Annotated in this window: 20 protein-coding genes and 1 riboswitch; of the genes, 4 read left to right on the top strand and 16 right to left on the bottom strand. The window is 66.3% G+C overall.

Going from position 1 to position 20,955, the window contains the following annotated elements:
- Positions 1-43: 43 nt before the first annotated feature.
- From cobU to KEC45_RS17155, 14 genes are all read right to left on the bottom strand, one after another.
- Positions 44-568: a bifunctional adenosylcobinamide kinase/adenosylcobinamide-phosphate guanylyltransferase gene (gene cobU, locus KEC45_RS17220; protein WP_062176054.1), complete on the bottom strand. Its 525-nt coding sequence runs from the start codon at positions 566-568 to the stop codon at positions 44-46.
- On the bottom strand, positions 565-2,022 hold the full coding sequence (locus KEC45_RS17215) for a cobyric acid synthase (RefSeq protein WP_062176057.1): 1,458 nt from the start codon (positions 2,020-2,022) through the stop codon (positions 565-567). Before KEC45_RS17215 ends, cobU begins: the two co-directional genes overlap by 4 nt.
- The gene (gene cbiB, locus KEC45_RS17210) at positions 2,010-2,948 is read right to left on the bottom strand and encodes an adenosylcobinamide-phosphate synthase CbiB (protein WP_062176060.1); all 939 of its coding nucleotides are present in this window, start codon (positions 2,946-2,948) and stop codon (positions 2,010-2,012) included. The genes KEC45_RS17215 and cbiB overlap by 13 nt, the downstream gene beginning before the upstream one ends.
- On the bottom strand, positions 2,941-3,909 hold the full coding sequence (locus KEC45_RS17205; protein WP_062176063.1) for a threonine-phosphate decarboxylase: 969 nt from the start codon (positions 3,907-3,909) through the stop codon (positions 2,941-2,943). The genes cbiB and KEC45_RS17205 overlap by 8 nt, the downstream gene beginning before the upstream one ends.
- On the bottom strand, positions 3,906-4,625 hold the full coding sequence (locus KEC45_RS17200; RefSeq protein ID WP_062176066.1) for an adenosylcobinamide-GDP ribazoletransferase: 720 nt from the start codon (positions 4,623-4,625) through the stop codon (positions 3,906-3,908). Before KEC45_RS17200 ends, KEC45_RS17205 begins: the two co-directional genes overlap by 4 nt.
- On the bottom strand, positions 4,622-5,191 hold the full coding sequence (locus KEC45_RS17195) for a histidine phosphatase family protein (RefSeq protein ID WP_252171178.1): 570 nt from the start codon (positions 5,189-5,191) through the stop codon (positions 4,622-4,624). The genes KEC45_RS17200 and KEC45_RS17195 overlap by 4 nt, the downstream gene beginning before the upstream one ends.
- On the bottom strand, positions 5,188-6,204 hold the full coding sequence (gene cobT, locus KEC45_RS17190; protein WP_062176072.1) for a nicotinate-nucleotide--dimethylbenzimidazole phosphoribosyltransferase: 1,017 nt from the start codon (positions 6,202-6,204) through the stop codon (positions 5,188-5,190). The genes KEC45_RS17195 and cobT overlap by 4 nt, the downstream gene beginning before the upstream one ends.
- Positions 6,201-6,608, bottom strand: a complete 408-nt coding sequence (locus tag KEC45_RS17185) for a DUF1636 domain-containing protein (protein WP_252171177.1) — start codon at positions 6,606-6,608, stop codon at positions 6,201-6,203. The genes cobT and KEC45_RS17185 overlap by 4 nt, the downstream gene beginning before the upstream one ends.
- Positions 6,608-7,150: a hypothetical protein gene (locus KEC45_RS17180; RefSeq protein WP_062176078.1), complete on the bottom strand. Its 543-nt coding sequence runs from the start codon at positions 7,148-7,150 to the stop codon at positions 6,608-6,610. The genes KEC45_RS17185 and KEC45_RS17180 overlap by 1 nt, the downstream gene beginning before the upstream one ends.
- Positions 7,150-9,108, bottom strand: coding sequence for a TonB-dependent siderophore receptor (locus KEC45_RS17175; protein ID WP_062176081.1), 1,959 nt, complete (start codon positions 9,106-9,108; stop codon positions 7,150-7,152). Before KEC45_RS17175 ends, KEC45_RS17180 begins: the two co-directional genes overlap by 1 nt.
- Before the next feature lie 141 nt (positions 9,109-9,249).
- A riboswitch (cobalamin riboswitch) is annotated at positions 9,250-9,434 on the bottom strand.
- A 52-nt stretch (positions 9,435-9,486) separates the two neighbouring features.
- Complete coding sequence (locus KEC45_RS17170) at positions 9,487-10,941, bottom strand: S41 family peptidase (RefSeq protein WP_062176084.1); 1,455 nt, start codon at positions 10,939-10,941, stop codon at positions 9,487-9,489.
- 33 nt (positions 10,942-10,974) lie between these two features.
- Positions 10,975-11,679: an RlmE family RNA methyltransferase gene (locus tag KEC45_RS17165; protein WP_062176086.1), complete on the bottom strand. Its 705-nt coding sequence runs from the start codon at positions 11,677-11,679 to the stop codon at positions 10,975-10,977.
- Positions 11,676-12,677, bottom strand: a complete 1,002-nt coding sequence (locus KEC45_RS17160; protein WP_238586514.1) for a Ppx/GppA phosphatase family protein — start codon at positions 12,675-12,677, stop codon at positions 11,676-11,678. The genes KEC45_RS17165 and KEC45_RS17160 overlap by 4 nt, the downstream gene beginning before the upstream one ends.
- Positions 12,678-12,970: 293 nt before the next feature.
- Positions 12,971-13,372 (bottom strand): glycine zipper 2TM domain-containing protein, encoded by a 402-nt coding sequence (locus KEC45_RS17155; RefSeq protein ID WP_062176092.1) that lies wholly within the window; start codon positions 13,370-13,372, stop codon positions 12,971-12,973.
- 303 nt (positions 13,373-13,675) lie between these two features.
- Between KEC45_RS17155 and KEC45_RS17150 the strand changes: the two genes are divergently transcribed.
- On the top strand, positions 13,676-14,533 hold the full coding sequence (locus tag KEC45_RS17150) for an esterase-like activity of phytase family protein (protein ID WP_252171176.1): 858 nt from the start codon (positions 13,676-13,678) through the stop codon (positions 14,531-14,533).
- Positions 14,534-14,569: 36 nt separating this feature from the next.
- Here KEC45_RS17150 and rpmB read toward each other — a convergent pair whose 3' ends face one another.
- Positions 14,570-14,863, bottom strand: coding sequence for a 50S ribosomal protein L28 (gene rpmB, locus KEC45_RS17145; protein WP_062176098.1), 294 nt, complete (start codon positions 14,861-14,863; stop codon positions 14,570-14,572).
- A 139-nt stretch (positions 14,864-15,002) separates the two neighbouring features.
- Between rpmB and tadA the strand changes: the two genes are divergently transcribed.
- From tadA to KEC45_RS17130, 3 genes are all read left to right on the top strand, one after another.
- Positions 15,003-15,458, top strand: a complete 456-nt coding sequence (gene tadA / locus KEC45_RS17140; RefSeq protein ID WP_062176101.1) for a tRNA adenosine(34) deaminase TadA — start codon at positions 15,003-15,005, stop codon at positions 15,456-15,458.
- 684 nt (positions 15,459-16,142) lie between these two features.
- Entirely contained in the window at positions 16,143-17,711 is a 1,569-nt protein-coding gene (locus KEC45_RS17135) for a helicase HerA-like domain-containing protein (protein WP_062183238.1), read from the top strand.
- Positions 17,708-18,160: a hypothetical protein gene (locus tag KEC45_RS17130; protein ID WP_062176104.1), complete on the top strand. Its 453-nt coding sequence runs from the start codon at positions 17,708-17,710 to the stop codon at positions 18,158-18,160. Before KEC45_RS17135 ends, KEC45_RS17130 begins: the two co-directional genes overlap by 4 nt.
- An 18-nt stretch (positions 18,161-18,178) precedes the next feature.
- Here KEC45_RS17130 and KEC45_RS17125 read toward each other — a convergent pair whose 3' ends face one another.
- Positions 18,179-20,878 carry a M1 family metallopeptidase gene (locus tag KEC45_RS17125; protein WP_252171175.1) on the bottom strand — a complete coding sequence of 900 codons (2,700 nt, stop codon included), beginning with the start codon at positions 20,876-20,878 and terminating at the stop codon, positions 18,179-18,181.
- Positions 20,879-20,955 lie beyond the last annotated feature (77 nt).

Below are 20,955 nucleotides of genomic sequence, written 5' to 3'. Positions count from 1 at the left end.
GATAGTAAACGCGCCATTCAGCACGTTTCCGGAAAGCGGCGCTTTAAACCGCGCCGGGCTTGAGCGTGAGCGGCAGTCCGGCGGTTAGCAGCACCACTTCGTCGACCGTCGCCGCGACCGACTGGTTGAGCAGCCCCGCTGCGTCGCGGAACGCGCGCGCGAGCGCATTGTCGGGCACGATGCCCAGGCCGACCTCGTTGGCGACAAGGATGAGCGTGCCTTCGAAGCGGCTGATTGCTTGGCATAATTGTTCGCCAGCCCGCGGAATGTCGACGTCGGCGAGCAGCAGGTTCGAAACCCAGAGCGTCAGGCAATCGACCAGGACGACGGTTTTGCTGCAGCTGACGGCGTCGATCGCCTCGGGCAGGTCGCGTGGTGCCTCGATAGTGGTCCAGCGCGCATCGCGGTCGGCCCGATGACGTGCGATCCGGTCGCGCATTTCGTCGTCGAAGGCTTCGGCCGTCGCGATGAAAACGGGATCGCCGCCTGCGGCTTCGGCGCGCGACTGCGCATAGCGGCTCTTGCCCGACCGCGCGCCGCCCAGCACGAAAAGCGACGTCCCGCTCATGCGCCGACACCCGCGATCCGCAGCATCGCGTCGATATCGGCATGCGCGGCGAATTCGGCCGCAATGTCATCGAGCGCGGTATCGACGTCGGCGACATAGTTACGCCCGCTACCCGTAACGTCGATCCGCGCGAGCAGCGCATGACGCAGTTCGGGCGACGCGAACATGCCGTGCAGATAGGAACCGATCACCTTGCCGTCGCCGCTGACCGCGCCGTCGCGGGCAGCGCCTGCCACTATGGCAAAGGGGCGTTCCGTACCGGGACCACGCGTCTCCCCCATATGCATCTCATAACCTCCGACCGGCACGCCAAGCGCCGTTCCCTCCACATGACGGAGCATCTTGGCGGGCGACAGGATCGTTTCGACGTCGAGCAGGCCGAGCCCCTCGACGTCGGCCGGCACACCCTCGATCCCCAGCGGATCGGCGATCCGTTTGCCCAGCATCTGGTACCCGCCGCACAGCCCGACGATCAGCCCGCCGCGTCTGTGGTGCGCCTTGATGTCGATATCCCAGCCCTCGGCGCGCAGCGCGGCCAGATCGGCGATCGTCGCCTTCGATCCGGGCAGGACGATCATCGCTGCCTCGGCCGGAATGGCGCGGCCCGGCGGCACCATCACGATCTCGACCCCGGGCTCGAGCTTCAATGGATCGAGGTCGTCGAAATTCGAAATGCGCGGCACGATGGGGCAGGCGATCATCCGTCGTCCCTCACGCGGGTCGGCGGGGCGTTCGAGGATTACCGCGTCCTCGCTTGGCAGACGTGCGGCGGCGGCGAGCCAGGGGATGACGCCGAAACCCGCCCAGCCGCTCCGCCGCTCGATCTCGCGATAGCCATCGTCGAACAGCGCGGGATCGCCGCGAAACTTGTTGATCAGGAAGCCGCGGATCATCGCGGCATCGTCGGGCTCGATCACCGCGCGCGTTCCGACGATCGAGGCGATCACGCCGCCGCGGTCGATATCGCCGATCAGCACCACAGGAACGTCGGCGGCGCGCGCGAAGCCCATGTTCGCGATATCGCCCCGCCTCAGATTGATCTCGGCGGGCGATCCCGCACCCTCGACGATGACGATATCGCATTGGCCACGCAGGCGATGATAGCTTTCGAGCACTTCGGCCATCAGCGCGCCGCGCGCTTCGCGGAAATTGCCGCTGCCCAGCGTCCCGCGCACGCGTCCGTGGACGATCAGTTGCGAAGTGCGGTCGGCCTGCGGCTTCAACAACACCGGGTTCATGTCGCTGTGGGGGGCGACGCGGCACGCGATGGCTTGCAGCGCCTGTGCGCGCCCGATTTCGCCGCCGTCGGTGGTAACCGCGGCATTGTTCGACATATTCTGCGGCTTGAACGGCCGGACGGTGAGGCCGCGATTGACGAGCGCGCGGCAGAGGGCTGCGACAAGCACCGACTTGCCGACATCCGACCCGGTACCCTGCAGCATCAGCGCAGCCATGCCGCGCCTCCCGCAAGCATCCAGAGGAACAGGCAGGCGCGCAGATAAATGGCGAGCGCGCGGTCGATCTCTTCGCCGCCTGCGCCTTTTGCTCCATCGCCGATCCATGCTTTGTCGTGCATGACCCCGTCATAGGCGATCGGCCCCGCGAGCCGAAGCCCCAGCGCGCCTGCCATTGCCGCCTCGGGCCAGCCGGCGTTCGGCGAGGCATGATTGCGGGCATCACGCCACAAGATGCGCCAACCGCCACCGCCCCCGAGGCACAGGAGCAGCCCTGACAGCCGCGCTGGAATCCAGTTGAGGAGGTCGTCGAACCGCGCGGCCGCCCAGCCGAAGGCGTGCCAGCGTTCCTCGCGGTGGCCGATCAGGCTGTCCGCGGTGTTCACCGCCTTATACGCCCACACGCCCGGCAGGCCGAGGAGGAGCAGCCAGAAGAGCGGCGCAGCGATGCCGTCGCCAAAACTTTCCGCGAGGCTCTCGATTGCCGCACGCGCGACGCCGGCCTTGTCGAGCGCGGCGGTATCGCGACCGACGATCAGGCCGACGGCGTCGCGCGCGCCGGCAAGGTCACCGGCATCGATCCGTTCGCCGACCGCGCGGACATGGTCGAACAGGCTGCGCTGCGCGAGCGCGGGCCAGGCGAGGATGGCGACGCCGATCCAGCCCCAGTCGCCAAACATGCGAAGCAGCCATTGCTGGGCCGCCCAGCCAATGCCGCCCGCGACAAGCAACAGCAGGGCGAGCGTCACCACGCCGAGCATCCGCCGCGCGGCGGAGCTGCTTTCCGGGCGATTCCAGTGGGCCTCGCATCGGTCGATGATGCGCGCGAACAGCCCGACCGGATGGCCGATACGGCGATAGAGCGCGCCCGGCCAGCCGAACGCGGCGTCGAGTGCGAGCGCGGTGAGCGCGACCGGATCAGCCATCGGCCAGAGCGGCTTCGAGCCGGGTGAGCGCGCTTGCGTCGGCGGGCAGGCCGATCCGCAGCCAGCGCGGCCGGTCGGAAAAGGGGCGGGTCAGGATCGCGCACCGCGCCAGCCGCTGGAACAGCGCGTGCGCATTCTCGGCCTCGATCAGACGAAAGAGCGGGCAGGCGCCGACGGGCTGAAACCCGTGTTGTGCCAGCATCGCGTCAAGCGCTGCTGCCTCTTCTGGCAGGCGCTGCCGCGCCGCCGCGATCCAATCGGCATCGGCATAGGCGGCGGTGCCAATCGCGATCGCCGCCGCCGATAGCGGCCATGCGCCCAGCCGATCGCGCAGTGCCGCGACGATGGCTTGCGGTGCGACCACAAAGCCGAGCCGCACCCCCGCGAGCCCGAAGAATTTGCCGAACGAGCGAAAGACGATCAACTTTTCCGCGTCATCGACCGACCGCGCGACGTTGACCAATGGATCGACGTCGGCAAAGGCCTCGTCGACCAGCAGCCAGCCGTTCCGACCGTCGAGCAACGCGCGTACCCGGTCGGCGTCTATCGTACGTCCATCGGGGTTATTGGGATTGGCGAGGATCAGGTTGCCGGCCGAATTTTGCGCCGCCGTGCCGTCGATTGCCATACTGCCCGCGATCATGTCGCCATGGGTACGATAGCCTGGGGCGACATGCTGCGCGGGGCCGCCGATCAGCGACCCGACCAGCCGCAGCCCGATTTCAGTGCCCGGCACCGCGCAGATATGCTGTGCGGCCACTCCGAAATAACTGGCGGCGACCGCTTCCAGCCGTGCCAGCGCGGGCGGGTCGGGCAGCCGCTGCCAGTCGAATGTCATTTCGGCGGCGCCGGGCCATGGTCGTGGGTTGATTCCGGTCGACAGATCGATCCAGTCGCCGTCGCCGAAATGGCGTTTGGCGGTTTCAAGGCCGCCGCCGTGCCATGTCCACGCGCCGGTCATGCGACGTGCGCCAGCAGTAGCGCGGCGGCTAGGAGCGTGCTTTCGCCGATCTCGATCCCGGCGCCATGGCCATCGCCCGAAATGCCGCCGATCCTGCGTATCAGCCACCATCCCCAAAGCAGGAAAACGAGCGGCGCGGTCAACAGCGAGGGTGATATCCACACGGCAGCAACGAAAGCCAGGCTCCAGATCAGGAAATCCACCGGGCGCACCGCATCGCGAAAGCGCGACCCCAGTCCGGCGTGCAGGTCGGGCAGCGCGCGCGACCAGATGAGCGGTCCGATCCGCGCCGCGAACGGAACCAGCGCGATCGCGGCCAATGCGCCGTGGTCGAGCAGCGCGTGAAGCAGCACCAGCTTGGCAATCAGTTGCAGCGCAATGGCGACGACCGCGAAACTGCCGACATGCGGGTCGCCGAGCACCGCGATCAACCGCGCGCGATCCTTGTGCGCCGCGCCGCTCGCATCGGCGATGTCGCCGAGCCCGTCGAGATGCAGCGCGCCAGTGACCGCGACCCAGACGATCAGCGCAGCGAGCGCGCCCGTCCACGGATCGATCCGCGCCCCCGCCCATCCGGCGCCCGCGACAAACGCCCCGACGATCAGCCCGACCGCAGGAAACCAGCGCATCGACGCCGCGAACTCGTCGCTCGACACGGAAATACGGGGTGTCGGCAGCCGCGTCAGAAACTGGATCGCGACGATCAGCCCTTTCATGGGTAGAGCCCCGCGATCTGCGCGCTCGTGGGCTCGCTCGGCCAGACGCGCAGCGAAAGCAGCGCCGCATAAGACAGCTCGAACGCCCAAAGCTGGCGCTGATCAAACCCGCACAGACTATGCAACGCGGCGCGCATCGATCCGCCATGCGCAACGACCAAAGTCGGGACGGGCGCAAGATCGGCGATCGCCGCCGACACTCGCGCGATCAATGCCGACCAGCGTTCTCCCCCCGGCGGCGGATGCCCATCGGGATCGTTCCAGAAGCGGCCGAGCGCATCGGTATCGACCTCGCGCGCCGCCTTGCCGTCCCACTCGCCGAAATCGAGTTCGCGCCAGCGTGCATCGACCGTCAGCGGCAAGCCCACGACCTCGGCGATCGCGGCCCCCGCATCGCGGCTGCGGCGCAGGTCCGACGCGACAAGCCGTTCGATGCCAAGGTCGGAAGCCTGCGCGACACACGCGGCGATGCCTTCGGCGGTCGATGCGCCATCGGTGCGTCCCATCAGCAGGCCCGCCTGTTCGGGCGCACCGTGGCGCAGCAGATGGAGCGCGAAGGTCGTCACAGCGACGCCGAAACCGCCGCTTCGGCAAAGGTGGCCATCTGGTCGTGAGCGGCGAGTGCGCTGCGGATGATATTCGCCGCCACCGCCGCGCCGCTGCCCTCGCCCAGCCGCATGTCGAGCGTCAGTAGCGGATCGAGGTCGAGCAGGCTGAGCAGGCGCTTGTGCCCCGGCTCGGCTGAGCAATGCCCCGCGATGCAATGCGCGGTAATCGCGGGATTCTCGGCGGCAAGCGGCGCAATCGCCGACGAACAGATAAAGCCGTCGAGCAGCACCGGTATGCCAAGCTGCCGCGCACGCAGCACCGCACCCGCAATCGCCGCAGTCTCGCGCCCGCCGACGCGCCGCAGCGTCTCGAACGCCGAGCGCGGCGCGGCGGCGTGACAGGCGAGCGCACGGTCGATCACCTCGACCTTGCGCGCGACGCCATGGCCGTCGACGCCGGTGCCCGGACCGACCCAACCGCCGACGCTGCCCGCGAAGCTGCGCGCGCACAGCGCCGCCGCGGCGGTCGAATTGCCGATGCCCATCTCGCCGAGAACCAGCAGGTCGAGGTCGGCGTCGACCACGGCGGCCCCGCGGTTCAGCGCGTCGAGGCAATCGGTTTCGCTCATTGCGGCTTCTATGGTGAAGTCGGCGGTCGGCCGGTCGAGGTCGAGCGCGACGACGGTCAATTCGAGGCCCGCTGCTTCGGACAGGGCGTTGATCGCCGCGCCGCCGCTTGCGAAATTGGCCACCATCTGCGCGGTTACGCCCGGCGGAAAGGCGCTGACGCCGTGGACCGTTACGCCATGGTTCCCTGCGAAGATCGCGGCGCGCGCGCTGGCGATTCGCGGACGCGCCTTGCCCTGCCAGCCGGCGAAGAAGATCGCGAGTTCCTCGAGCCGCCCGAGCGATCCGGCGGGTTTGGTGAGTTCGCCCTGCCGCACGCGGGCGTCGCTCGCCGCGTCGGCGTCCGGGTCACGCAGGTCGGTGAGTGCGGCCTCGAAAGCCTGAACAGAAGCAAAGCTGGTCATTCGGCGACAAATCCTGGCGGCGGGGTACGGGTGATGAAATGGCCTTTGACGCCTTCGGGCCACAGCGAAAAGGGGACGCGGCCATGCTCGCTAGCGGCATAATGAACCGCATAATCGAGGATCGCACGGGCAGATTCCGCATCGCCCTGAAACCGCCCGAGGACATAGCCGACCTTGTCGGGCGCGCGCAGATGGACGGTGCAATGATCCTGGCACGCGAACAGGCACGCCATTTCCTGCACGGCGATGCCGGCATAGCGCGGCTCGTCCTGCTTGAGACGCCGGAGCGCCTCGACGAGCCGCGCGCCACCGCGCATGCCTGTCGCGTCATCCCGGGACTCGCGGCTGTGGCGGCAGGTGTTGCACACCACCACCGCCGGGCCGGGATCGACGCGCGTCAGCATTATGCCGCCGCAGGGTGCGGAGGCGCCGGAACCCCCACCGCGACCAGCGCGCGATAGAGGGCATAGAGCCCGATCAGGATCGCGCCATTGCGCACGAACTGTTCGGCGAGCAGGTCGGGCGCCATTGCGGTGTGCAGCCCGCCAAGGACAAGCGCCCAGCAAAGAATGATCGCCTTGAACGCGGTGAACCCCGCCGCATAGGCGAGGCTGAGCCGCGCCGCGACCGAGCGATATTCCAGCGCCTGTAACGCCGCATAGCTTGCAAGCGCCGACCCGACCGCCGCCGTGCCCAGCCCGGCGCCCCACGCCAAGGTGCTTCCGTCGCGCGGATAGCCGAGCAGGAAGAAGCCGACGAGCTGGCTGACCGCCCACGCCATGACCATCAGCGCCAGCCCGTCGCGGCGGCGCAGATGCACCGCCGCGAGCGCCGCGAGCGACGGAAAGGGAGTGGCGCAACCGAGCGCCAGCGTCGTTATGCTGCTCGCGGCGGTGAGCAACGACACCCACAGCGTCGATGCGCTCCGGTCCGACAGCGCCGCCATCAGAAGCGTCCCCTGATGCCGGCGTAGATGCTGCGGCCGAGCGAGCCATAGCGGAACGCCGTCATATATTGCTCGTCGAAGACATTTTCAGCGCGCGCGAACAACTTCACATTGTCGGCAAGCGCATATTCGGCGCGCAGGTCGACGAGCGTATAATCGTCGAGCCGCTGTGCATTGCTTGCATTGTCATAGCTCTTGCCCGACCAGCGCACCGCCGCGCCAAGCTCGAGCCCGAAGTCGAAGCCATAGCTGGCCGATGCGTTCGCCGTCTGACGCGGGCGGCGCGGCAGCCATTTACCGAAATTTGCGGTGCCCACCGACCGGTCCTCGGCAACGATCCAGCTATAATTGCCGTCGAGCTTCAGCCCGCCGAGCGTCAGCGCAGCAGTGGCTTCGACGCCATGCGCTTCGCTGCGCGCAACGTTCGAATAATATCCGAAACGCCGCGTCGTCGGATCACCAGGCACGAAGCACATCGGGTTGGTCGTTGTTGACGAACAGCTATTATAGATGATCTGATTCTTCGTTCTGCGGTCGAACCAGGCCCCGCCGACGACCAGCTTCTGATCGAACAGATGCTGCTCGATGCCGGCTTCCCAGCCACGCGCCTCTTCGGGGTCGAGCGCGACATTCCCATACTCGCTGAACTGCTGATAGAGCGACGGCGCCTTGAACCCTTCGCCATAGCTTGCGCGCAGCACGGTGCCGGTCGAGAGCCGCCAAACCCCGCCAGCGGCGAACAACGTCTGGCCGCCAAAGCTGTCGTGATCGTCGTAGCGGACGCCGCCGTTGAGCGTCAGCCCGTCGAGCGGTTCGACGCTGAGCTGGCCGTAGACGCTCGTCAATTCGGCCTTGCCGCGCGCAAAAGCCGGGACCGGCGTCGCGAGCGAGGCGGCGGGCGATCGGCTGCGGAAATCCGACCGTTCATTCTCGACTCCGAAGATCGCACTGATGCGGTCGGTGAAATCGAAACTGCCCTGATATTCCCAGCGCTTGTTCTTGCCGTCGGCCTCAAAGCTTTGCGGCCGCGCGCGGTCGGGGTTGAAATTGTCGCGGTTGGTATCGGTGTAGGCGTAAGCAACGCGGTTGCGGAATCGCCCGCCGATAAGGTCGAAATTGAGCCCCGCGTAACCGACGAACTCCTTGTTCAGCCCATAATCATTGCTGTCGACATTGAAGCCGTCGAATTCGACCCGGCCGCTCGAATAATAGCCGCGCACCTCGGCGCTGACATTGTCGGCGAGCGCGAGTTCGGCGCGGCCGGAGAGATTGGTGTTGCGATAGCCATCGCGCTCGACACCGCCGAACGCCTTGGCATGCGAAGAGATCCCGTCGGTCGTGAAGCGCTGGCCGCCGATGCGCCAGCTCAAGGGACCGGTGCGCCCGCCGACCGCGGCGCGCGCACTCACGGTCTGTCGCGATCCTGCTTCCAGGTCGAAGCTGCCTTCGAGTTCCTTCTCGGGCGAAGCCGTCACGACGTTGACGACGCCGCCGATCGCCTGGCTGCCCCACAGGATCGACTGCGGCCCGCGGAGCACTTCGATCCGCGAAATATCGCCAGCGAGCAGATTGGTGAAATTGAAGCCGCCGCCGGTCGACGACGGATCGTTGAGCTTCACCCCGTCGATCACGACGACACTATGGTCGGATTCGGCGCCGCGGATGCGCAGCGAGGTGGACGTGCCATAACCGCCGTTGCGCGAGATGCTGATCCCCGGCGTGCGGAGCAGCAGTTCGGTAACGCCGATATCTTGCGCGCGGTCGATTGCCGCCTTGTCGAGCACGGCGACCGAAGCGGGTATCTCGTCCAGCGTCAGCGGTGCACGCGTCGCGGTGACGATGATGCTGTCGCCGTCGGCGGCGACGGCATGCGCGGTGGACGCGTCTTCGGCGGAGGCGGCGGACGACGCCGCGACGGCGGCAAGGCAGATCGAACTTCGGAAAACAAATTTCAACATTGGGTACCCCATCGACAAGGCCGCCCATGCGCACGGTCGATGCGGTTGTCCTTGGGACGCACGACATCGCCCGCGCCCATGCGCAGCCAGCTTTGTCGTCATGCGGGTTCACCCCCGTCCGCCCGGCACACCCTGTCCGCGCGAAAGACGACGGCGACGGGCAGGTCTCCTGGCTTGCGGGTCAGCGCCGGTCGGCCGCCTTCTCGGAACCGGGGTCCCAATGGCGCGTGGCCGATGGCTCGCCGCGTACAGTTGCAGGGGCAGCCGGGGTTTTCCCGTTCCCTCTTAGTCCCCGTCGCCGGGGAACCTGTCGCTTGCCGCCGCCGTTAGCCGCATTTCCGGGCCGTGGTCAATTGCTGCGATGCAGCAGGCTCGCGATCAGAAGAGTCCGGGCAATTCACGCTGTGCCGCGCTCGGCCGGTCGGGGCTCAGCATTTCGGGCTCGGCCATGATCGCGGCGCTGCGGCGCTGCGCCGCCGCGCCGGCGCTCGCGTCGGCGATGCGCGCTGTACAGGCGGTGCCCGACAGAAAGCCTATGGCGGCGCGGATCGACGCCTCGCGCGGGTCGCCGAGCGGGACACTCAGATCGTCGTTCGCGGCGCAACTGTTGGCGATCTTGGGCGCGAGCCCGTCATAATAGTCGCTCTGTCCGGTGGCGTTACCCGTTGCAAAGGCGACGACGCGCATGCGGTCGTCGCATTCGGCCTTGTCGAGCGCGATCTGGCCGACGGGCTTGCCATAGGTGTTGCTGCCGACGAGCGTCATATTGGTGCCGAGCCAGGGCAGCATCGAATTGATCACCAGCTCGCTCGCCGATGCCGTCGACCCAGAACCGATGAAGGCGATGCGCGTCGGCGCGATCGACTGGCTCACCGGGGTAAAGCGATGCTCGTCATTCTCCGCCGATTTGCTGGAACGAAAACGGGTTTGCGAGAAAATCTGTCCGGCGCGCCCCGCGCCCATCAGGTCGCCCATCAGATTGGCGGTCGAAACGAGTCCGCCGCCGTTATAGCGGAAATCGACGATGATGTCGGTCACGCCGCGTGCGCGAAAATCGGCAAAGGCCGCCTTTAGCTGGTCGTCCGCGGACGAGATAAAGGTGCGCAGGTTGATATAGCCGTAGCTGCGACCGCCCTCGGTGATGATCTTTGCACCATAGCGGTCGGAAACCGGGTCGAGCGAATAGTCGGCTTTCGTCACGGTGACATCGCGCGTGCCGCTGGCGTCGGTGATGCGCAGCACGCGGCTGACCCCGGGGTCGTTGGGGCCTAGCGCATCGGTCAGCCCCGCGGTGCCTTCGGCGTTCACGATGCTGGCGACGGTACGCAGATTGGCGTTGGTCGTGCCGATGGCGACGATCGCCGCCCCACGGTCGATCCCGGCGGCAAAGGCGGGAGCGCCTTCATAGGCTTCGGCAATGGCAATGCGCTGGTTCACCGCGTCATAGGCCAGGCGAATGCCGAAACCGGCGCTCGATCCGCTGGCGTAGAAGGCATTCTCCTCGGCGATCGAGGTGATGTAGGTGAAGAAGCGGTCCTTGTTCAGCGCGCGCGCGGGCGCGACGAGCGCGTCGATATAGGATTGGACATTGCTGTAACTCGCCGCGCTGACGCTCGCGACGTCGCTCGGGAACAGATACCATTCATCGATCACCGCCTTGGCAAAGGCCTGACGCGATGCAAGCCCGCAAGTGGGAGTCGGCGTGGGAGTCGGGGTCGGCGGGACCGTCACGGGGCCGCCGCTGCCCAGGCTTCCGTCGCCCCCGCCGCCGCACGATGCAAGCATCAGCGCGGCTAGTGTCACAGCCGCGATCGACCGTGCCGATTTGCTCATCGAAACTCTCCCCCGGTTCGACTCATTGTCCGATTATTCCGTGTCCGCGTTGCTGCTCCGGCCCTTAAAGCCCTGCGCGATGACATAAAGCTCGGGCGACCCCTTGCGGCTCGCCGGCGGTTTGGCGTGCTTTACCGTCGTGAAATTCTGTTTGAGGATCGTCAGCAATTCGCGGTCGGCGCCGCCTGCAAAGACTTTCGCGACAAATGCGCCACCGGGCTGCAGATTCTGCACCGCGAAATCGGCGGCGGTTTCGGCAAGGCCGATGGTACGCAGATGGTCGGTCTGCGGATGGCCGACGGTATTTGCCGCCATGTCTGAAATCACGAGGTCGGGGGCGCTGCCCAGCGCTTCGATCAGCGCGTCCGGCGCCGCATCGTCCATGAAATCCATCTCGAGGATGGCAACGCCCTCGATCGGTTCGCAGTGGAGCAGGTCGATCCCCGCAACGCGCGCGCGTGGGTTCGCCTTGCGCACGACCTGCGACCAGCCGCCGGGCGTGATGCCAAGGTCGACGACCGCGCGAGATTTCTTGAGAAAGCCGAATTTTTCGTCGAGTTCGATCAGCTTGTAAGCGGCGCGCGAACGATAGCCCTCGGCCTGCGCGCGGCGCACATAGGGATCGTTGAGCTGGCGCTGCAACCAGCGCGTCGACGAGACGCTGCGCTTGCGCGCGGTTTTGACGCGCACATGCAGGCCGCCGCGGCCGCTGCCGCCTTTTCCGCTCGCACCGCTCATTTGCGATACTCGCGCCGGGTGACCGGGATGTCGCGGCCTTGCATCGCAAGGCAGCGCAAAATTCCCTCGCGGATGCCGCGATCGGCGACGCCCACGCGCGCGGCGGGCCACAGGTCGATGATGCTTTCAAGAATTGCGCAGCCCGCAACGACCAGATCGGCGCGCTCGCGGCCGATGCATGCGATTTCGGCACGGTCGGCGATGCTGGCGTCGGCCAGGCGGCGGCTGATGTCGCGCATTGCATCCGAGGGGACGACCAGTCCGTCGACCGCGCGCCGATCGTAACGCGGCAGGTCGAGGAAAACGCTGGCAAGCGTCGTCACCGTGCCGCTGGTGCCGAGCAGGCGCAGCGGCTGGCCCGCGAAACGTTCGGCGCGATCGGCAAAGGCGGAAAAGGCGCTCCGCGTCACTTCGCGCATATGCGCATAAGCGGCTTGCCGCCCGGCAAGGCTGTCTTCGGGCAGCGGGGCATGTTCGGTGAGTGACACGACGCCCCACGGCACGCTGATCCAGTCGTGGATCTTCACGTCATGGTCCGACACGTCAACGTGCATCAATTCGGTCGAGCCGCCGCCGATGTCAAAGATCAACGCAGGCCCTTCGCCCGGCTCCATCAGATTGTGGCAGCCAAGGACCGCCAGTCTCGCTTCCTCGGCGGCCGAAATGATGTCGAGGACGATGCCGGTTTCGCGGCGGACGCGTTCGGCCAGTTCCTCGCCGTTGGTTGCGCGGCGGCAGGCTTCGGTCGCGACCGCGCGCGACAGCGTTACGTGGCGGCGGCGCAGCTTGTCGGCGCAGATCGACAGCGCCGCGACCGTGCGGTCCATTGCGGCGTCGCTGATCTTTCCGCTGCCGTGGAGGCCTTCGCCCAACCGGACGATGCGCGAAAAGGCGTCGATGACGACCAACTCGCCATTTTGCGGGCGCGCGATAAGGAGCCGGCAATTGTTGGTGCCAAGGTCGATTGCGGCATAGCTGCGCGGCCGCGTGATCGGCATCGGGCGTGCATCGCCACCTGCCTTGTTTCGTCCTTTCGCCGCCGGCCCTGTCCTCGAACCCGGCCGCGGCGGTCGCCCTGATGGCGCTGCCATTTGCCGCATGGCTAGTATAACCTGTTCTGCTCACGCGTCCGCAAAACCGCGAACGTGCACTTGGGGCGAACCTAGGCTTCCGCCGTCCCATTGGCAAGCTTCGCCTCCCGCGCGGCGCTGCGCGCAAAGAAAACCCCGCCCGGCGCGGGGCCGGACGGGGTGCAAGGGAAGAGGGAATTATTGGGGGTCGGGACAGCCTCTTAACGGCAGCCGTCATTCCCCTTGTCGATCGCGCGGCCGGCGAGGGCGCCGACAGCGCCGCCGATGATCGTGCCGACCGTGCGGTCGCCGCGGCCGGCAATTTCATGACCGGCAAGGCCGCCTGCGATCGCACCGATCACGGTGCCGCCGGTGCCATTGTCGCACTGGCGATAATTGCGGCGGTCACCGCGGTAATAGCGACGGTCGTTACGGTAATCGCGGCGGTTGTCCCGGCGATAGTCGCGGCGGTCATAACGGCGATCGTCGCGGTCATAGCGAACGTCATAGCTCGAATAGCCGTCGCGGTCGTAATAGCCGTTCTGCGCCGCAGCGGGAGCCGCCATGCCCAGCGTCGCAGTGGACATCAGGGCGGCGATCGAGAGGGTCACCATCTTTTTCATTTTCGTTCTCCTTCGTCGTCGTTGGCCCATCCGGGCTTTGTCGATGATCATGTTTTGCCCGATTCGCATTGAGCCAAGCCTGAACGTAGCTGTTGGCTGGCGTTCAGCTTTCTGCGGTGAAATGCTTTTCTTTCGCTGGCGGCCGTTCTAACTCCCGCGGCGATGCGCCGCCTACTTCCCGCCGCCCTGATTTTCCTTGCCCTCGGCCCCGTGCCCGGCACCGTCATGCGCTTTCCGACCGATGATCTGACGCAGGCGGCCTCCGCGCGTCCGTTGGTCTTTCCGTCCGAGGAGACCGGCCCGATGCGATTCGTTCGTGGCTGGCACCTCGTCAGCCCGCACAGCCGCTTCGGCGGCTTCTCCGCGCTCGCGCGCACCGCGCCGGGGCAATTTCTGCTCGTCGGCGACAATGGCTATTCGACACGCCTGTCGCTCGATTCGCGTGGCGCGGTGTCGTCGGTCCGGGTCCGCGCGCTGCCGACGATCGACGGCCGTCCCGCACGAAAGTCGATGGCCGATGTCGAGGCGATGTTCGTCGAGGCGGCCAGCGGCAAGGTCTGGCTCGCGCTTGAAGGGATAAATCAGATCTGGCGGCTCGATGCCGATCTTTCGAAAATCGAATCGCGCCGCAAACTGCCGCAGCCACGCTGGCCGAAGAACAGCGGACCCGAGGCGATGGCCCGGCTGGCCGACGGCCGCACGGTCATCTTTTCGGAAAATGCCGATGACGATCCGCGCGGCCGCGAGGCGCTGATCTACACCGGCGATCCCGCGGCGCCCGGCCCGGCGCCGATTCGCTTCTTTTACGATTCGGCAGGACGCGGACGGATCAGCGACGCTGCGGCGCTGCCCGACGGCCGCATCCTGCTCGTGCACCGGCGGCTGGGCTTTGACCCCGTCTTCACGACGGTGATCGCGATCGTCGATCCCGCGGACATCGAAAAGGACGCCGTCGTTCGGTCGCGGACGATCGGCCGCGTGCCCCGGCCGCTTGCGGAAAATTACGAGGGCGCGGCGATTTCGGTGGAGGAGGGCCGCACCTGGCTGTGGCTTGTCGCCGACGATAACTTCAATGTCTGGCAGCGCAGCCTGCTGCTTCAGTTCGAGCTTGTCGACCTGCCGCCCAAAAAGACGCCGGACAGCAAAAAGGCCGCGCGGTAACCCGGCGGCCTTCTGCTATTCGAAAGACTTGGAAGCTCAGGCGGCCTTTTCGGCCAGCTTCTTCGTGACTTCCTTCTTCACCTTGCGGGCATTCGCCGAAAGCTGGTCGTCGCCGGTCTTGAGCAGCCAGTTGTCGAGGCCGCCATTATGTTCGACCGAACGAAGGCCGTGCGTCGACACGCGCAGCTTCACACCCTTGCCGAGTGCGTCCGACAGCAACGTCACATTCTGCAGGTTGGGCAGGAAGGTGCGCTTGGTCTTGTTGTTGGCGTGGCTGACATTGTGGCCAACCTGGCGGCCCTTGCCGGTCAGTTCGCAGATGCGCGACATCGTCTTCGTCCTCGTCAAAAAAATTCGGATCGGCGTCCGGGCACTTCCCGCGAAACGGGTAGAACAGGACCGGAGTGAGCCGGGAAAGGCGCGCGCTTATCGGCTTGCCGGAGATTCGTCAAGCGAATAGGGCGCTTTTATGCCCTCGTTCCCGTTTCCCGAACCGATGCGCCGCGCGCTCGATCTCGCCCGCATCGCCGCGGAATGGGGCGAAGTGCCCGTCGGCGCGGTGATCGTCAAGGATGGTGTGACGATCGCCGAAGGTCACAACCGTCCGCGCGAATCGCACGACCCGACCGCGCATGCCGAAATCGTCGCGATTCGTGCGGCGGCGGCAAAGCTCGGCAACGAACGCCTCGACGGCTGCGACCTCTATGTCACGCTGGAGCCGTGCGCGATGTGCGCGGGCGCGATCGCGCATGCGCGCATTGCGCGGCTCTATTATGGCGCCGACGATCCAAAGGGCGGCGCGGTCGTCCACGGCCCCCGCACCTTCGCACAGCCGACGATCCACCACCGGCCGGAAGTTTATGACGGGATAGGCGAGGGCGAAGCGGCCGCACTGCTCAGGGACTTCTTCGCGGCGCGGCGCTGAATTCGGCCGCGTCGGCATTGGGGTGGGGAGCGGACGTTTGCTACTATGTTGTACCCCGGCGAAGGCCGGGGCCCACGGCTTTAGAAAGCCGAGCTGTGCGGATTGCCGCCCTGGACCCCGGCTTTCGCCGGGGTACACATTACCGTCGTTAGTTTCCGGTCGTTTTTTCGCTCTCGTCATCCCGGGCTCGACCCGGGATCCCGCTTTTTGACGCACTCACCGACTTCGACCTCCAGCGGGACCCCGGATCAAGTCCGGGGTGACGATATGGAGAGGGCAGCTCCCGGTCGATTTCCGCCAATTCGTCCGGAACATTAGCGAATAACCGGAACGGGGCGGTAAACGGTCGAATCTCTTCGGCCCACGGAGCATGGAACGCGATCTTTCCTACAATATCTTGCCATGATCTACGCTGCCTGATGACCTACGATCCGATAAAGCCACAAAGAACACATGTCCTGCCTGTGCATGCGGGGCTTTTGTGGCCTTAACGGCGGCAGCAGCGGTCGTGCCGCCCCGTCGCGGGGCGCGAATTGCGAGTGAAGTTCGGCAGTTTCGGGCCGTTTCCCGGTTTTGGCTGCCGCGCCGGTTTGCCGATTGCCTGGGCTCACCCGCCGCTCTAACCTCGACCCAGCTTTTTAAGATGGAGGATAGCGGGTGAGCGACGTCAGCACGGCAAGCGAAATCTATATCGGTCTTGGCGGGGGCGGAGCGGCGGACGGTCCGCGCCAGTCGCTGGTGCTCAAACGCGCGAATCGCCACGGGCTGATTGCCGGCGCGACCGGCACCGGCAAGACGGTGACCTTGCAGGGACTGGCCGAGGGCTTTTCGGCGGTCGGCGTGCCGGTGTTCGTCGCCGATGTGAAAGGCGATCTTGCGGGCATGGCGATGGCCGGCAGCCCGACCTCGAAAATGCACGAGATTTTTGCGGCGCGCGCTGCGGAGATCGGTGACAGCGAATGGGCCTATCGCGACAATCCGGTGATCTTCTGGGATTTGTTCGGCGAACAGGGACATCCGGTTCGCACGACCATTTCCGAAATGGGGCCTTTGCTGCTGGCGCGGCTGATGGGGCTCAACGAAGTGCAGGAGGGCGTGCTGGCGATCGCCTTTCGGGTTGCCGACGAACAGAATCTGCTGCTGCTCGACCTCGGTGATTTACAGGCAATGCTGGCCTGGTGTGCCGAAAATGCCGACGAACTCACGACCAAATATGGCAATGTCTCGAAGGCGACCGTCGGGACGATCCAGCGGCAATTGCTGACGCTCGAAACGCAGGGCGGCGCGAATTTCTTCGGCGAACCCGCGCTCGATATCATGGACATGATCCGCACTGACGAGAATGGCCGCGGTTATGTGAACATCCTTGCCGCCGACAAGCTGATGGCGAGCCCAAAGCTCTATGCGACCTTCCTCCTCTGGATGCTCAGCGAGATGTTCGAGACGCTTCCCGAGGTCGGCGACCCCGACAAGCCGAAGCTCGTCTTCTTCTTCGACGAGGCGCATCTGCTGTTCGACGACGCACCCCCCGCGCTTGCCGAAAAGATCGAGCAGGTCGTGCGTCTGATCCGTTCGAAGGGCGTCGGCGTCTATTTCGTGACGCAGAACCCGATCGACATTCCCGAAGATGTCGCGGGCCAGCTCGGCAACCGCGTCCAGCATGCGCTGCGTGCCTTCACCCCGCGCGACCAGAAGGCGGTGAAAGCGGCCGCTGAAACCTTCCGCCCGAACCCCAAGGTCGATGTCGCGCGCGAGATCACCGAATTGAAGGTCGGCGAGGCGCTGGTATCGCTGCTGATGGCCGACGGCGCGCCGTCGCCGGTCGAACGCACTTTGATCAAACCGCCCTGTTCGCGGGCGGGTCCGCTCGACGCCAAGGAGCGGGCGATCATCAAGTCGATCTCGCCGGTCGAGGGCAAATATGACACCGCCGTCGATCGCGAGAGCGCCGAGGAACTGCTCGCCGCAAAGGCCGAGCAGGCGCAGGCCGCCGCGGTCGAGGCCAAGGCGCAGGAAGCGGCCGACAAGCAGGCCGCAATCGCCGCGAAGGAAGAGGCGAAGCGCAAGGTCGCCGAAGAGAAGGCGCGGCTGCAACAGGAAAAGGCAGCCGCGCGCGAAGCCGCGAAACCGAGCTTCGCCGAAAAGATGGTCGAGTCGGCGGCGCGTTCGGCAGCGACCAATCTCGGCCGGCAGGTCGCGGGCAAGTTCGGCGGGCAGCTGATGCGCGGCATATTGGGCAGCCTGTTCAAATGAGCGATGCCGATGCCGCGCTGATGGAGGCGAGCCTGATGGCCGTCGCCGACGCCGGCATCGATATCCGCCACGCGCTGTTCGAGCGTTTCTTCGCCGCCTATCCGGGCCGCCGCGCGAGCTTCATTTCGATCGATGCGTCGTCGCGGCGGATGACCGACGAAACATTGCAGATGATGTTCGGCCTCGCGCAAGGCGAGGGATGGGTGTGGCCGCTTGTCGCCGAGCTCGTCTTTACCCACCGATCCTATGGACCGCTGCCGATCGCCGAATATGATGCCTTCATCGATATGACGGTCGAGGAACTCGGCGCCGCGGCGGGGGCGGCGTGGAATGCCGACACGGCCGCCGCGTGGCAGCGCCATGCCGATGCGCTGAAGGCGATGATCCGCAGGGCGCGCGCCGAATGGGAACAGGCGATGCCGGCGGGAGCGCCGCAGCCGGCCGGGTGACCGGCCGCGGCCTTTCCGCTATTTCGTCTTCAGCCAGCCTGCGATTTCACCCTTGATGCGCGGACGGCTGACGCTGCGTTCCTTCAAGGACGCCAGCGTCTTGTCATAGGGTTTGCGCACATCGGCGGGCAGCGGGGCCGCGATCCGCTCGAGCTTTGCGATCATCGCCGGATCGTTCGACGAGGCCGCCAGCCCGGCAAGGAAACGCGCCCGTGCCGAAGCGTCGATCAGCCGGTCGACGGCGGCCTGGTTGGCCTGTGCGAAATCGACCGCCTGTTCGGGGTGATTTCTGGCGACGGCACCGATGATCGAGGCGCTGACCGTCTTGCCGGGCTCGTCGGTCAGCGCGAGGTCGAGCGCGCGCTTCGCCAGCGTCGCGTCCTTTGCATTGCCGAGGAAGGTATAGAAGGCGCTGCGCTCGACCGCCGATTTCGATCCCTTCGCCAAGGCGCGCAGCTTCGTCCATTCGGCGTCGCTCGCGTTCGCCGCGACAATGTCGAGCCAGCGCGATTTCAGCGGGCCGTCGAGCGCCGCGGGATTGCCGTCCAGCAGCGCGAAGCGGCGGCGTGCTTCCGCCAGCACTTTTGCATCGCCCAACGTCCCGAGCGCGCCGAGCAGTTCGGAACGAAGGATGCTGTCGAGTGCGGGTTCGCCCGCCCGCGCGTCGAACCCAAGGCGCTGCATCGCCCGGGCGAGGGCTGCGGTGCCGCGTGCCGCAATCTGTTTCCGTACCGCCGGCTGGTCGTCGAAATAACCGTATAGCGCGGCGTAGCGCCCCGCGACGTCGCCGAGCAGTTTCGGGTTCGCGTCGCTGGGTGCCGCCGCGAGCAGGTCGAGCGCGGCGCCCATCGGTTGGTAGCCCGCATAGGCGAGCGCGAAATTGTCGCCGAGCAGCCCGAGCTGGTCGATCGGCGCCAGCTTGGCGAAATCGCCGCGGAGCGCCTGGAGCGCGGCGGGCGAATAGAGGGTGCGATAATAGCCGGCCTGACCCGCGTTGATCAGCACCGGACCGCAGCCGGGCAGCGTCAACGTGCCCATCCCGCCGGCGATCACCTGCCGCGCGATCGCACCATTGCCGGAACGCGCGAGCACGGGCACCTGCCAGCGGCGGCCTTGGGCATCGATACTGTCCTTGCGGTCGCGCGCGAATTCGCCCTGCGTCAGTTGGACGGTCGTGTTGCCACCGGCGCAGGTCACGCCGCCGACGCGGAGCAGCGGGATACCCGGCTGGCTCGTGAAATCATGCGCGATCGCGGTCAGCCCTTTCGCGCCCGCCGCCTCCACCGCATTCCACAGATCGTCGGTCCGCGTGTTCGCATATTTATGCTTCGCCATGTAGCTCCGCAGCCCACCGCGCCACACATTCTCGCCTGCATAGGCTTCGAGCATCGTGATCACCGCCTCGCCCTTTTGGTATGTGATCGCGTCGAACGCCTGATTGGTATCCTCTACGGTCCGGATCGTCTGGACGATCGGGTGGGTCGTCGCAAAGGCGTCGAGCGCCATCGCACCTTCGCGGCCGCCGACGCGGTCGAGCAGCGGCTGCCAGTCGGGGTGGAAATGGTCGCTCGCCTTGGTTTCCATCCAGCTTGCGAAGCCTTCGTTGAGCCAAAGGTCGTCCCACCACGCCATCGTGACGAGGTCGCCGAACCATTGATGCGCGACCTCATGCGCCTGCGTCGTATAGATTTGCTGGCGCGTCGCTTCGCTGGTGATCTTCGGATCGTCGAGCAGGATGCGCTCGAAGGTGAAGATCGCGCCCCAATTTTCCATCGCGCCGAAAAATTGCGACTGGCCGGGCCCCGCGACATTGTCGAGCTTGGGGAGCGGATAGGGCTGGCCGAAATAGTCGCTGTAATAGCCGAGCAGCGGGCCGAGGCTGTCGAGCGCGAAACGCGCCTGCTCGCCCGATCCCTTGGGCGAGACGATGCCGACTTCGGCGCCGCTCTCGCTCTTCGCGGCGAGCCGTTCGAAATTCCCGGTCGCGAAAAAGAGAAGGTAGGACGACATTTTGGGCGAGATTTCGAATGTCACCTTCTTTTTGCCGCCTTGGACTGGCGCTTCGCTCGCCACGGGCATGTTGCTGACGGCCAGATCGCCCTCCGGGACGGTCGCCGACAGAGTGAAAGTCGCCTTGTAGCTAGGCTCGTCAAAGCTCGGGACGAAGCGCCGCGCATCGGGCGCCTCGAACTGGGTGAACAGCCCGCGCACTTCATTGCCCGTGGCCTTGTCGGGATAATCGAGCGCGAAAAGGCCGTTCGCTTGCGTGTTGATCGTACCGGTATAGCTGGCGGTCAGGCGGTATTTGCCGGGTGCGAGCGGCTCGGCCGCTGTAAAGCTGGCCGTCTGCGCGGCGGCGTCGGTGGCGACGGTCAGCGGGATCGCCTTGCCGTCGGCGCCGGTCAGGCTTGCGCCGGCGAAGGTCAGGTCGAGCGCGTTCAGCGTCAACGTCGCCGAGGGAGCATAGAGTTCAAGATCGATTCCCGCTTCGCCGGTAAAGGTCAGCGCCTTCGCGTCGGGGACAACGCTGATGTCATAATGCACGGGCCGTGCGATGCGCGGCAGCTGGCTCGGCACGCTCGTATCGAGCGGCGCGCCCGTGAGTGCGGGCGTCGTGGCGGTGGGCCTGGGCGATTCGACCCCCGGCTGCGCGGCGCAGGCGGCAAGGCCGAGCGACGAGACGGCGGCAACGAGAAAATGGCGAGTCGAGAGTGTCATTGTTGCGATCCCCGGTATGATTTTGCGGCCCCGGCTAGTCCCAAGCGGGACGCCCTCGACGCCCCCTTTCGGCAGGC

It is taken from the genome of Sphingopyxis sp. USTB-05 (genome assembly GCF_023822045.1).
Taxonomy (GTDB): domain Bacteria; phylum Pseudomonadota; class Alphaproteobacteria; order Sphingomonadales; family Sphingomonadaceae; genus Sphingopyxis.
Note: the sequence above shows the minus strand (reverse complement) of the source record. Positions and strands in the feature narration are given on the sequence as shown.